Source organism: Enterococcus sp. HMSC061C05, assembly GCF_001814765.1.
In the GTDB taxonomy this organism is placed as follows: domain Bacteria; phylum Bacillota; class Bacilli; order Lactobacillales; family Enterococcaceae; genus Enterococcus_B; species Enterococcus_B lactis.
In genome coordinates this window covers 1-13,240 of sequence record NZ_KV817728.1, presented here as the reverse complement: position 1 = coordinate 13,240, position 13,240 = coordinate 1, and the positions used below count along the sequence as shown (strand labels likewise).

Genomic DNA, 13,240 nt, shown 5'->3' with positions numbered 1-13,240 from the left:
TTGGCAGGAGAACACCGTTTATTCAAAAAATAGGAGTTGTGACAAGGCGTTTGTCACAGCTCCTATTTGACATAAGCGGCAATTTTCAATTTTACTTATAGATAGTATCAAAAAATGATTTTAGGACATAAAACACTCATCACCATTATTATCGAGAGTCTGATCCTGGTGGCCGAGGTGGCAAGCGGTATGCTTTTCCATGAAATGAGTATTCTGATCGTGGTCATAAACGGCATGTGTCTGCTTACTTATCGCACAAAAAGAAAAATCTTGATACAAATCAATTAACCAAGTTAAAAGAACAAGTAGAATAACAAACAAGGAAGAAATCCAAAGGAGGAATCTGCTATGAGACATGAAGGATTGTGTGTTTCACTCGTTCCATTATTCAATCATCTCGAGATAGAAGATCAGCAAAAAATCCACTCGCTAGTGACACACAGAAAAGTGGAAAAAGGAGAACAGATTCTTGCGCCGAATGGAGAGTCTCAATTAGTGATCGTGGCTTCCGGCAGTATGAAAGTGTATCAATTATCTGCTAGCGGAAAGGAACAGCTTTTACGAGTAGTAGAGCCGGGCGGATATGAGGGAGAGAGCCAGTTGCTAGGCGTTCCAAATGAGTCTTTATTTGGCGAAGCACTAGAAAAAACGGAAATTTGTGTATTGAGACAAAAAGATTTCTCGGAACTTTTACTGCATTATCCCGCCCTTAGTCTGAAACTTTTAGCAATCAACGCTGAGAAATTAACAAAAGTACAGCAGCAGACAACTTTTTTGATGATGGAAAAAGTAGAAGAACGAGTCGCTGTCTATCTGCTTGATTTAGCTAAAGCGACAGGGAAGAATCACTTTTTCCTGCCAATGAAAATGAAAGAACTTGCTGCATTTATCGGTACGACCCCCGAAACTTTATCTAGAAAATTTAAATTATTAGAGGAGAATGGTTATGTAAAAAGAGAGAATCGGGAAGTCTGGATCATTGATAAAGAGCAGTTAGAAGACTTGTAAATACAAAAATGACCTCCAAATGTTGGATTTTTGATCCCAATTTTGAGGCTAGTATGAAATTGAACATGCTCTTTTTTGTTATCCTTCCACTAAATCTCTTCTCCTATAACCGATAGCACCAAGGACGATCAGTGCAAGGCTGATACAGGATAACGTAAGGAATACGGAAAGATCGAAAGAATCGTTTGGCATCCGTGGTACCCAGCTAGGGACCGCTGTTTTGGAGAACCATTCTGGCAAATCCAAAATCCCGCCAAAGTAATTGAGCGCAAAGGAGTAAGCTAAGTAGATATAAGCAAATTTACCCATTCGAGGAAGCCATCCGAATAGAAAGCCACTCATCCCGATAAACACTAAAACAGCAGGCAGAAAGTTGAATCCGGCTTTAAGAAACAGCAATAGATCCATATCTTTCGCATCCTTCATCGATGCCAAAGCAGAAAGTCCTAGCGCACCAGAACTAATCAGAATCGACAATATAGAAAACAGGATCGCTAGTAACAGATTTGTCCAATAAAGTTGGTTCCTAGAAATTTTTGTTGCGAACAGCTGATTCATACGTCCGTGGGTTTCTTCTGTAAATAAACGATTGATGCTAGCAATTGGTAAAATAGCAGCTAGACAAATCAAGACGACCATGATCGTGCTTGTAAAGTTTTTTTCAATTGAGACGCCAGATTGGATAAACATCTGTTTCATTAAGTCGTTACTTTCTAAAAATTGTTGCATATTCCCGTAGATAGAGCCGTATGCCGCCCCCATCAAACCAAAAGTGATGAGCCAACTGATTGTCATTCCTTTATTTAGATAAAATAATAAACCACGCAAGGATAGAAGAGAACGTTTAGCATACGGTTTTCCTTCACGTTCGGGGATATAGCCGGTGTTCAAGTCTCGATGTTCCTCTAAAACAAATGAACTGATTATCAAGATGAGACTGAACAAAAACAAATAAAGCAAAGGAATCCAGTTATTAGTTGTAAATGGATAGGTCAAATAAGACCAGCCTAAAGGATTCCACATCGAAAGGGAGGAAACAGCTACATCTGTTATTGCTCTTAGAAGGTAAAGTCCACCTAAAAACGCTAGAGACAGACCATTCGAACTGGCTGAACTTGGCATCAGTTGTGCAGCAAACAGTGCAACGGCACTCCCCAAAATCCCCGTACTACCTACAGATAGCCCAAAAAGCCAAGCACCTTCTGCAGTGATCGAATCTGCTTGAAAAAAAATCATCGTACAGCTGATCGATATTGCTAAAAGCAAATTGATTAGAATACTTTCAGCGATGACAGCTAAAGAGTTTGCTTGACGTCCGACTCGAAAGGAACGAATAAGTTCAATCAGACCAAGCTCTTCTTTTTTTCTCGTTTGGCTCACTACATGCAAAACCGAGATCACAGCAGCAAACAAACTGCAAAAAAGCAACATTTCATTTGCATACATCGCTCCTAAAGTATACTCAGCAGCATTCGAAGCGGGAGTTGGTCCGACCATTGCTATCATTGCCGGATTTTGCATTGTTTCGTATAATCCAGCTAACCCTTGTCCTGAAGTCAATTCTTCAAACGCAGGGACAAAACCACCAGAAAAAGCAGTGACACCGACTAGCCATATCAGGATCTTTTTCCAGTCACGGCTAAGGTTTTGAGAAAAAAGGGTGGACCAGCGTGAAAATTTATCAGTCATTTCGATTCCTCCTCATCCTTCATAGTGCCTCATGAATAAATCTTCAAGAGTCGGTGGAATAGATTCAAATTTTTTCACACCTAATTTGGAAGCTTCAGCTAAAATCACATCGAAAGCTTCGTTGTCAGCAGCAAATTGAGCAAGGTGGCCTTTTTGCACAAAATCATGGACACCGTTCAATTGTGCTAAGTGGCTGTTATCTGCTTCTGTTTCTATAGTAATGGTCGAGCGGGTCAAATGACGCAATTCATCGAGTGTTCCTTCTTCTACGACTGTTCCCTCGCGGATGATCACGACTTTATCTGCCAGCCGTTCGACTTCACTGAGAATATGAGAAGAAAGCAGGATGGATTTGCCCTGTTCTTTCAGTTTTTCAACTTCTTCTTGAAAAATGGTTTCCATCAAGGGATCTAAACCAGAAGTAGGCTCATCAAATAAATAGAGATCCGAATCAACAGCTAAAGCAGCAATCAAGCCCACTTTTTGACGATTTCCTTTTGAATAGTTTTTTGCTTTTTTCTTAGGATCAAGAGAGAAACGTTGAATCAGTTCGTCCTTTTTTTGAGCGTTCCCTTTTCCATGAAGCTTCATGAAGAGATCGATGATCGCTCCTCCAGTCAAATTTCCCCATAAAGAGATGTCACCTGGAACATAAGAAAGACGTTCATGGATAGATAAACTATCTTCCCATACATCTTGACCAAAAATCGTTGCCGTTCCGCCGTCTTTTTTTATAATCCCTAAAAGTGTCCGAATCGTCGTGGATTTTCCAGAACCATTTGGTCCGATAAATCCAACGACTTCACCTGAATGTACGGTGAAAGAGACGTCTTTTAAAGCTTCGAAACGACCAAAGCTCTTTTTCAAATGTGTGACTTTGACGATTTCTGCCATAAAAACCCCACTCCTTTTTCTATAAATATATACTAAACAAGGTTAAACAGTTTAATAAAATGGCTTTATGCCTTTTTATAAAACTTTTTTTATTATTTTAGTACATAATATTCTTTTTATAAATTTCTGTCAATGAATTCATAAACAAGGAATTGCTGGCTTGATACTTTCTCAATAGATAGTTATAATAAACCTCAGAATAAATTTGAACTATATATATTATAAAAGTTTAAAATTACGGGAGGCTCTACAAATGAACGGTTTTGAAAAGAGAGCACAAGAGAAAAAGAAAGAGATTTTACAAGCAGCTTTTGACTTGATGAACACAGACATAGGAACCGCTGGAGTGACGATGGATAAGGTAGCTGAGAGCGCTCAGGTAAGTAAAGCGACGATTTTTAAATATTTTGGCAGCAAGGAAGGGCTGATTTATGAAGTATTTTTCACATTTATGAATGATTTAGGGCAAGAAGCGAAAGCGTTGATTGCGGAAAATCTTCCATTTGAAGAAACGTTGATTGCCATGAGTGAAAATAAAATCCGCTATCTCAATCGAGTGAACAAACAATTTTATATCGATTTGATGACATACTATACAAAAAAAGAAAAAAAAGAATTTTCTGACGCGATGGATGCGTATACGCAAGAAAGTTTCAGTATCATGCTTGATCTTTTCCATCGAGGGCGTAAAGAGGGAAAAGTGGATTTGAAATATTCGGATGAGTTCTTGATCCTCTATTTTCAAGCAATGGTAGAAGGAATTTCTAAGCCGGAGATATACGCGAAACTGCTTCCGTATACAGCAGAATGGACAGAAGTCCTGATCAAGGGAATCGCGCCGAAGAAGAAATAAAGCATAAAAAAAGCCGAAACTGACGATAAAATGTCAGTTCGGCTTTTTTGGTTTATAAATGACGTAAAATCAAGCGGATTCTCGTGCTTCTTTGTCATAGACATCATGAACGTTGATGAATGAATCAAGAATAGGGTTTTGTCCGTCTAAATCTGATTGGAACCGAATGCCATCGATATTGATTCGAGCATTTCGATAGAAATCCGCACCTAATTGTCCCCAAGCGAGAGTAGAAGCATCTACATTGCAGAAAATATCGAAACCTTGACTCTTTAAGTAAGCAAATTTTTGATTTTCTGCTGAATAAGGCTGCCAGTCGCTAATATCTGCACCAAATGGATAAATCAGGATATTTGTTTTTCCTAGGATAGGTGCAACTTCTTGTTGCCATAATTCATTGTCTTTTTTGACATCCTCTAATGAAGCTTGAGTCATATTCAAGTGTCCCCAGGTATGGGAAGCAAAGCTCCAGCCATCTTTCTTCAACTGATCAGCTACTTTTTTAGCTTCTTCGATCTCTTTTTTTGTTTTCTCGTTATCTCCGTATTGAGACTTGGATGTTCGATAACCTAAAACACCGTTGTAACCTGTCAGGGCCAAGGTGCCTTTTGCGCCTCGATAAGAAAAATCAGGATGTTTCTTGACAAAAGCATCGATCAGAGGAACCATGTCAAAGTCCCCAATTTCTTCCTTATCATTCTCTTTATAAACATTTTTGATTTCATTGTTATTTGATACGACCAATCGGCTAGGAAAACCGGAATTATCCATATATTCATAATAGCTGACATCATCTTGCGAAAGAACTAATGGTTTTTTTCCTTCAGGTAGCGCGAGTCCGTTAAAGGAAAGATTTCCTTGTTCATCTTTTTGGATCAAATCATTCAAATTGACTAAAACAAAATCATTTTGATAAAGTTGTTCGATCGAACGGTTGAACTCTTCAACAGTTACCATATAGTCTTTATATCCTTGCGACTGTTGAGAGTGGAAGGCTTTTTGCGGGTCCACGATCAAGCTGTGAAAAAAGACGTGAGAGATCTGAGTAGGGTCAGACCAGTCAATCAGTTGTTCTTTCTCCTTTTTCAGTGTTTGAAGAAGTTGCTGTGTTTCTGCAGATCCGTTTTCACTGTTTTTCTCCAATAAAGCAATCGCTTGGTCATAATCATAGCTTTGTGCCAGATTTTTTGCTTGAGTAACTAGCTGTTGCTTATCATCCATTGGCTCTTTTGTCTTTTCTGTTATTTTTTTTTCAGGAATGATCGGTTCTTTTTTTGTGTATGCTCGGATGACAAAAAACAGACTTAAAATTAAAATAACGACAGTTAAAGCAGAAGTGGCTCCTAAAATAATTTTTTGCTTTTTTTCCATATACCTCGTCCCTTGCTTTTTCATTTTTTTACTCGTCCCATTGTTCATTGTAACGAAGAAAGAATAAGAGGAAAAGTAAAGTGACTTCTCGATAAATTGCAGAAAAAATACAGAAAAAATAGTTTCTTTTAACAATAGTTAAAAATAAAATGTTCGGGATTAGAGCGGATTCAAAAAAGAAAAAATGAGGAATTTAAAAAAAATATCCTTTTTCTGTTGACAAAGAAAAAGTTGCGCTCTATGATAGACACATATTAATAATAACAAGACGAAGATCGAAACGAAGTAGTTGTTAAAGCCAATGTTTCAGAAAGCTGGTGGTTGCTGCAAACCAGTACATGCTTTAAAGCGAATTACATTTCAGGAGTCTCTGGCAGTGATTGCCACGCGACAGCGTTAAATGTTCGAGAGGTATGTTGGATATCTAGACATACAAATTGGGTGGTACCGCGAGATTTCGTCCCTTGGCTATATGCCAAGGGACTTTTTTTATTTTCCATCCCGAAGAAATACTTAATGACGCATGCTAGCAGGTTCCTGCTTTCATAAAAAACTACACGGAGGTCAGTAAAATGAATATTATTGATGAATTAACTTGGCGCGACGCCATTAATCAGCAAACAAACGAAGAAAGACTTCGCGAGCTCGTTGAAGAAAAGAGCATTTCACTTTATTGCGGCGTTGATCCAACTGGTGATTCGATGCATATCGGACATTTGATCCCATTTATGATGATGAAAAGATTCCAATTGGCAGGCCATCATCCATATATTCTGATTGGCGGCGGAACAGGAACGATCGGCGACCCAAGCGGCCGTAAAACAGAACGTGTGTTGCAAACGATGGAACAAGTGCAACATAACGTGGATGCACTTTCCAATCAAATGAGAAAATTGTTTGGTAAAGACGCAAATATCACATTTGTGAACAACTACGACTGGTTGTCAAAAATCTCTTTACTTGAATTTTTGAGAGACTACGGTAAAAACTTCAACATCAACACGATGTTAGCAAAAGATATCGTTGCCAGCCGTTTGGAAGTAGGGATCTCATTCACAGAATTCACTTACCAAATCCTGCAATCCATCGACTTTTTACATCTGCATAAAACATACGATGTACAACTACAAATCGGTGGAGCAGACCAATGGGGAAATATCACAGCTGGTTTAGACCTAATCCGAAAATTAGAAGGACCAGAAGCAGAAGCGTTCGGTTTGACGATTCCATTGATGTTGAAAGCGGACGGAACGAAATTCGGAAAAACCGCAGGCGGTGCCGTTTGGCTTGATCCTAAGAAAACTTCACCATTTGAATTCTACCAATTCTGGTTGAATCAAGATGATCGTGATGTAGTGAAATACTTGAAATTCTTTACGTTCTTATCTCAAGAAGAAATTGAAGAATTAGCGAAGAAAGTAGAGACAGAACCTGAGAAACGTGAAGCACAACGCCGTTTGGCAGAAGAAGTTACAAGATTTGTGCATAGTGAAGAAGACTTGAAAGAAGCGCAAAAAATAACACAAGCATTGTTCTCTGGAAATATTAAAGAACTAAATGCGGAAGAAATCGCGCAAGGATTCGGTAAAATGCCGAACGTTGAAATTTCAAGCACACCTGAAAATATCGTGGAGCTACTTGTTTCCACAAAAATTGAACCATCTAAACGTCAGGCACGGGAAGATGTTTCAAACGGAGCTATAAGTATTAACGGTGACCGCGTTACCGATTTAAATTTTGTCATAAATCCATCCGATGAATTCGATGGTAAGTTTGTGGTTATTCGAAAAGGTAAGAAAAATTACTTTTTGGCCAAAGTAATTGATTAGAATTTAGTAAGTTTTTGCCTTGAAAAAGGGGAATACTATTACAACATTCCAATTTTGAAACCCATCCTAAAATAGAACGCTGGTTGTCGTTAATACAATCTTTGCGAGGGAGTTTACTTTTGTAAATTCCCTCGTTTTTTTAATTATTTCAAAAGTATGAACAATTCGAATAATTGATACATATTAAAATACGATTAAAAAACGGTCGAAAGCTTAGTTTACAGAATAGGAGAACAGGTGTAATGTAGGGCTCGACAAAATTTAAATATTTTTTTAGGAGGGTTTCACTATGAGTGAATCATTGTCGAAAGATCTAAACCTAAATGCCCTATTCATTGGGGACAAAGCTGAGAACGGCCAAATCTATAAAGCTTTGTTGAATGAATTGGTGGACGAACATTTAGGCTGGCGTCAAAACTACATGCCTCAAGACATGCCTATCATTACGCCAGAAGAAAAAAGCAGTGCTAGTTTTGAACACACTGTGAATAAAACAAAAGATGTTCTATCAGAAATTTCAGCGCGGATGCGTACCCATTCCGTTCCTTGGCATAATGCCGGACGCTACTGGGGTCATATGAACTCTGAAACATTGATGCCATCTTTACTAGCGTATAATTTTGCTATGCTATGGAATGGTAATAACGTTGCTTACGAATCTTCTCCTGCAACAAGCCAAATGGAAGAAGAAGTAGGCATGGAATTTGCAAAATTAATGAGCTATAAAGATGGCTGGGGACACATCGTTGCTGATGGTTCTTTAGCAAACTTAGAAGGACTTTGGTATGCCCGCAACATCAAATCATTGCCACTTGCTATGAAAGAAGTGACACCTGAACTAGTTGCTGGAAAAAGCGATTGGGAATTGATGAACTTGTCAACAGAAGAAATCATGAACTTGTTAGACAGTGTTCCAGAAAAAATCGACGAAATCAAAGCTCACTCAGCACGTAGCGGAAAACATTTAGAAAAATTAGGGAAATGGTTGGTTCCACAAACAAAACACTATTCATGGCTAAAAGCTGCCGACATCATCGGTATTGGTTTAGACCAAGTAATTCCAGTGCCAGTTGACCATAACTACCGCATGGACATCAACGAACTTGAAAAAATCGTTCGTGGTCTAGCAGCTGAAAAAACACCAATCTTAGGTGTAGTCGGTGTTGTAGGATCAACAGAAGAAGGAGCAATCGACGGTATCGATAAAATCGTTGCATTGCGTCGCGTATTAGAAAAAGACGGTATTTACTTCTACTTGCACGTAGATGCTGCTTATGGCGGATATGGCCGTGCGATTTTCTTAGACGAAGACAACAACTTCATTCCATTCGAAGATTTAAAAGACGTTCATTACAAATACAATGTCTTTACAGAAAACAAAGATTATATCTTAGAAGAAGTACACAGTGCATATAAAGCAATCGAAGAAGCAGAATCTGTAACGATCGACCCACATAAAATGGGCTATGTTCCATATTCTGCCGGTGGTATCGTCATCAAAGATATCCGCATGAGAGACGTTATCTCTTACTTCGCAACATATGTATTTGAAAAAGGTGCAGATATCCCAGCATTACTTGGAGCGTATATCTTGGAAGGTTCAAAAGCAGGGGCAACAGCAGCCAGCGTTTGGGCAGCACATCATGTCTTACCTTTGAATGTCACAGGATACGGTAAATTGATGGGTGCATCAATCGAAGGGGCACATCGTTTCTACAACTTCTTGAATGACTTGTCATTCAAAGTAGGTGACAAAGAAATCGAAGTTCATCCATTAACTTATCCAGATTTCAACATGGTAGACTACGTATTCAAAGAAAAAGGCAACGACGATTTAGTTGCGATGAATAAATTGAACCATGACGTATACGATTATTCTTCATACGTGAAAGGAAGCATTTACGGTAATGAATTCTTAACTTCACATACTGACTTTGCTATCCCAGACTATGGCAACAGCCCATTGCAATTCGTGAACCAACTAGGATTCTCAGATGAAGAATGGAACCGTGCCGGAAAAGTAACTGTATTGCGTGCCAGCGTAATGACACCATACATGAACAAAGAAGAACACTTTGAAGAATATGCTGAAAAAATCAAAGCAGCTCTTCAAGAAAAATTGGAAAAAATCTACGCAGACCAATTATTGGCAAGCGAAGCAAAATAAGCAAGGTAATCATGTTAGAAAACAGCTTGAATGCTAACTGTTTCTGACGCATGTTTGGATCGGAAGAGCAAGGGGTGACCTAAGCTCTTCGATCCCTTTGTTTTGAGGTTGTCTTTGAAGAACTCCTTCAAGCAATAGACTCAAAGAATCCCCTCAAATATTCGCTGAATTGTTTCGTTTATTGCTGAAACTACTTCAAAGACACCGTTATTTTATCCAAAAAATCAAGGAGAGTGTCAACGGTGAGTAAATCTGAAGTAAGTAAAATGGGTCTTGGGACCTTTATCGGTCTGACAATGGCACTGTGTGCAACGGTTCGGAGTATTCCTACGTTAGCCGCAGTCGGTTGGACATTGATTTTTTATTCAATTTTTGCAGTTTTGTTTTTTGCCGGTCCGATATCAATGGTTTCCGGTGAGCTTTCAACGATGCTTCCTCAAGAAGGCGGTCCTCAGTTATGGGTAAAAACAGCACTGGGCAGCAAATGGGGATTTGTCGTTGCATGGCTATTATGGGTGCAAATGTTCCCAGGTATGGTAATGGTCGCTTCTACTTTAGGACCATTGTTAGGAAACACATTTGGTAATGTAGAACTTGGCAATAATCATTGGTTCGTTTTAGGTTGTATTTTAGTTATCTACTGGATCATCACGATCTTGAACTTGAAATTCGATATGGCAAAAGTCGGCGGGAACATCGGTGTATGGCTAGGGGTATATATCCCAGTAGTCATCATGTTCGTTTTAGGTGTTTTGGCAGCCTTCAAAGTCGGACTAGTCTCAAACGGCTATCTAGGTGACTTTTCATGGTCAAAAGCTTTCCCTGACCTGGAACATATTGATTCATTGAAATACTTAGCTGGTATCACATTTATTTTTGTTGGGATCGAAATGAGTTCTGTTTACATGCCTCGTTTGAAAGACGCAACAAAAAATTATACAAAAGGCGTATTTATCGCTTTGATCGGATTAGTTTTATTGAATGTCATCAATGCGATGCTTGTTGCCAATGTCGTACCAGATGGAAAAATGGAATTAGCAAATATCACGCAGCCAATCTTGATTGATTGCCAAATCCTAGGCTTACCAGAAGTGATCGGAAATATCTTCAGCTTCATGGTATTTATTGGTGTGCTTTTACAATTATCAGCTTGGGTTACTGGACCATCAAAAACAATCATCCAAGTAGCTCGTGAAGGATTCCTTCCACCAAAATTCGGATTCCATAAAGAAAACAAATACGGCGTATCTAGAAATGTCGTTCTAACACAATCAATCGTTATTTCATTATTTGCTTTGCTTTATGGTGTAATGGATGACGTAAGTGCTGTATTCTTGACACTTACAAATGCTACAACTGTTATTTATTGTATCGTGTACATTTTGATTGCTGTTTCATTGCTTAAAATGCGTAAGAAACATCCAGAATTCGAACGTCCTTACCGAATTGGTAAAAACGGAAACGGCTTAGCTTGGGTAGTCAGCTGCATGCTGATCTTCTCTATCATCGTTGTCGTATTTGCTACATTAGGTACAGCGACATTGAGTGATGCATTATTAGTAGCAGCTATCACAGTGGTCATGTTCGTTATTCCATTGATCATCAATCACTTCAAGAAAGATTCTTGGGGGATTGAGGTAGAAAAAAGTTTAGAAGAAAAATAAAAAAATAAGTCTTTCAGCCGACGATCTGTCGCTGATTTAGTAGGAGGTCCTGCCAAGTGAATAGTTTTTTCATGGCAGGGCCTTTTCATTTGAAATAGGAGATCGACGATGAATAAAAATATTTCTTTAAAAGAAAGTATCGCTGTATTGATCGTGTTGTTGGCACTCCTAGGAGTACTGATCATCGGATTCCAACTCTCGCCACATATCCCGATCCTTGCAGCTTTCATGTGTTTGTTGTTTTATGGCAGATTTAAAAAGTTTTCATGGGATGAGATCCATGACGGGATCATCAAAGGAATCACTCCGGGGATCATTCCGATCCTGATTTTTCTTTTGATTGGCGTCTTGGTTGCCTCTTGGATTCTATCTGGAACCATCCCTACGATCATGGTTTATGGATTCAAGCTTGTCTCTGTACGTTTCTTTTTACCGACAGCATTTCTTGTTTGTGCAATCGTCGGAGTGACAGTCGGCAGTTCATTTACGACGATTTCGACGATTGGGATTGCTTTTTTGGGAATCGGTCATTTGCTTGGATTCAACGATGCAATGACTACAGGTGCGGTCGTTTCTGGTGCATTTTTAGGGAATAACTGCTCGCCTCTATCGGATACGACGAACTTGGCGGCTGGTATCGGCGGAGTCAATCTATTCGAACATATCGCTGGCATGCGTTATACGGATTTTCCGGCATTCGTCCTTTCGTTGCTTTTTTATACGATATTAGGACATAATAGTCATTCAGCCGACCTAGCCAGTATCAATGAAATGATCCAAAATATGAAAGCAAGCTTTTGGATCTCTCCTTGGACATTGATTCCGTTAGTTATTTTATTTGGTGGGGCAATCAAAAAAATCCCAGCTATCCCTACATTATTAGCAGGATCGACAGCCGCCCTCGTTCTTTCCTTTATCCATGAGAAAAGTTTGACGATTGGAAAAGCAGCAGACATCTTGATGAATGGTTATGTCGCGCATACACCTGATCCCAAGCTAGATGAACTGCTTTCTCGAGGCGGGATCATGAGTATGTTGGGCTCAGCCAGTTTGATTTTACTGGCATTGGCATTAGGTGGTTTATTGATCAAATATTTGATTGTTGAGACCATCGTGCAAGAATTAAAAGAAAAGATGGACCGACCTTCTCGTTTAGTCGGGTTTACTGCCTTGAGTTGTATCGGAGTCAATCTGATCGTTGGAGAGCAGTACTTGTCCATCATTCTTCCAGGAGAAACATTCAAACGCTCCTTTGATGAGGTTGGCTTATCAAAAAACTATTTGACACGGACGCTAGCAGATTCAGGAGCAACCGTCAATTCTCTTGTACCGTGGGGAGTTAGCGGCACATTCATTATGGGGACGATGAAAGTTAGCGCGTTGCATTACTTGCCATTCGCTTTTTTCTCGATCCTTGCTCCTGTCTTTACAATAATAGGCGGTTTTTTATTGAATCGCCGACATGTGAAAAATTGAAGAAAAGATCAAAAGGTTGTGACTATTTTTGTCACAGCCTTTTTTGCGAAACTAGCGATTTATACGATTGAAAAACTATCTTTTCTCCAAAAAGAAATAATAGAAATAAAAGCCTTGATAATTGCGATAAAATAAAAATGGATAGATAAAATTCGAGAGAAACATGTATTGACGTGGCAGATGAAAGGGTCAGATTTGTTAGTGTATCAGGAGTGCCGTTAGAAGAACACAAGGAGAGAAAAGATGGAACTATTAGAAAAAGAAAGTATTGATTTTTATTTGGAGCGTG

At 39.0% G+C, this 13,240-nt stretch carries 10 protein-coding genes and 1 other annotated feature; of the genes, 7 read left to right on the top strand and 3 right to left on the bottom strand.

Features of this window, described 5'->3' with window-relative positions; translation table 11 throughout:
* Positions 1-168: 168 nt before the first annotated feature.
* Together HMPREF2988_RS13830 and HMPREF2988_RS03120 are read left to right on the top strand one after the other, a co-directional pair.
* Positions 169-288, top strand: a complete 120-nt coding sequence (locus HMPREF2988_RS13830) for a hypothetical protein (protein ID WP_002292591.1) — start codon at positions 169-171, stop codon at positions 286-288.
* A 60-nt stretch (positions 289-348) separates the two neighbouring features.
* Positions 349-1,008 (top strand): Crp/Fnr family transcriptional regulator, encoded by a 660-nt coding sequence (locus tag HMPREF2988_RS03120; protein ID WP_002292592.1) that lies wholly within the window; start codon positions 349-351, stop codon positions 1,006-1,008.
* A 78-nt stretch (positions 1,009-1,086) separates the two neighbouring features.
* Here the strand turns inward: HMPREF2988_RS03120 and HMPREF2988_RS03115 are convergent, their stop codons facing one another.
* Together HMPREF2988_RS03115 and HMPREF2988_RS03110 are read right to left on the bottom strand one after the other, a co-directional pair.
* The gene (locus tag HMPREF2988_RS03115; protein ID WP_002292594.1) at positions 1,087-2,697 is read right to left on the bottom strand and encodes an ABC transporter permease; all 1,611 of its coding nucleotides are present in this window, start codon (positions 2,695-2,697) and stop codon (positions 1,087-1,089) included.
* 12 nt (positions 2,698-2,709) lie between these two features.
* The gene (locus HMPREF2988_RS03110) at positions 2,710-3,591 is read right to left on the bottom strand and encodes an ABC transporter ATP-binding protein (protein WP_070769976.1); all 882 of its coding nucleotides are present in this window, start codon (positions 3,589-3,591) and stop codon (positions 2,710-2,712) included.
* 253 nt (positions 3,592-3,844) lie between these two features.
* Here HMPREF2988_RS03110 and HMPREF2988_RS03105 point away from each other — a divergent pair, with 253 nt between their 5' ends.
* The gene (locus HMPREF2988_RS03105; RefSeq protein WP_002292597.1) at positions 3,845-4,444 is read left to right on the top strand and encodes a TetR/AcrR family transcriptional regulator; all 600 of its coding nucleotides are present in this window, start codon (positions 3,845-3,847) and stop codon (positions 4,442-4,444) included.
* A 69-nt stretch (positions 4,445-4,513) separates the two neighbouring features.
* Here the strand turns inward: HMPREF2988_RS03105 and HMPREF2988_RS03100 are convergent, their stop codons facing one another.
* Positions 4,514-5,815, bottom strand: a complete 1,302-nt coding sequence (locus HMPREF2988_RS03100; protein ID WP_070769975.1) for a polysaccharide deacetylase family protein — start codon at positions 5,813-5,815, stop codon at positions 4,514-4,516.
* 262 nt (positions 5,816-6,077) lie between these two features.
* Positions 6,078-6,283 (top strand) — a binding site (T-box leader).
* A 104-nt stretch (positions 6,284-6,387) separates the two neighbouring features.
* Here HMPREF2988_RS03100 and tyrS point away from each other — a divergent pair.
* From tyrS to nhaC, 4 genes are all read left to right on the top strand, one after another.
* Entirely contained in the window at positions 6,388-7,644 is a 1,257-nt protein-coding gene (gene tyrS, locus HMPREF2988_RS03095) for a tyrosine--tRNA ligase (protein ID WP_002315946.1), read from the top strand.
* 289 nt (positions 7,645-7,933) lie between these two features.
* Entirely contained in the window at positions 7,934-9,811 is a 1,878-nt protein-coding gene (gene tdc, locus HMPREF2988_RS03090) for a tyrosine decarboxylase (RefSeq protein WP_002286400.1), read from the top strand.
* A gap of 266 nt (positions 9,812-10,077) precedes the next feature.
* On the top strand, positions 10,078-11,475 hold the full coding sequence (gene tyrP / locus HMPREF2988_RS03085) for a tyrosine-tyramine antiporter (protein ID WP_002316652.1): 1,398 nt from the start codon (positions 10,078-10,080) through the stop codon (positions 11,473-11,475).
* A 108-nt stretch (positions 11,476-11,583) separates the two neighbouring features.
* Positions 11,584-12,951 carry a Na+/H+ antiporter NhaC gene (nhaC, locus tag HMPREF2988_RS03080; protein ID WP_002292602.1) on the top strand — a complete coding sequence of 456 codons (1,368 nt, stop codon included), beginning with the start codon at positions 11,584-11,586 and terminating at the stop codon, positions 12,949-12,951.
* Positions 12,952-13,240 lie beyond the last annotated feature (289 nt).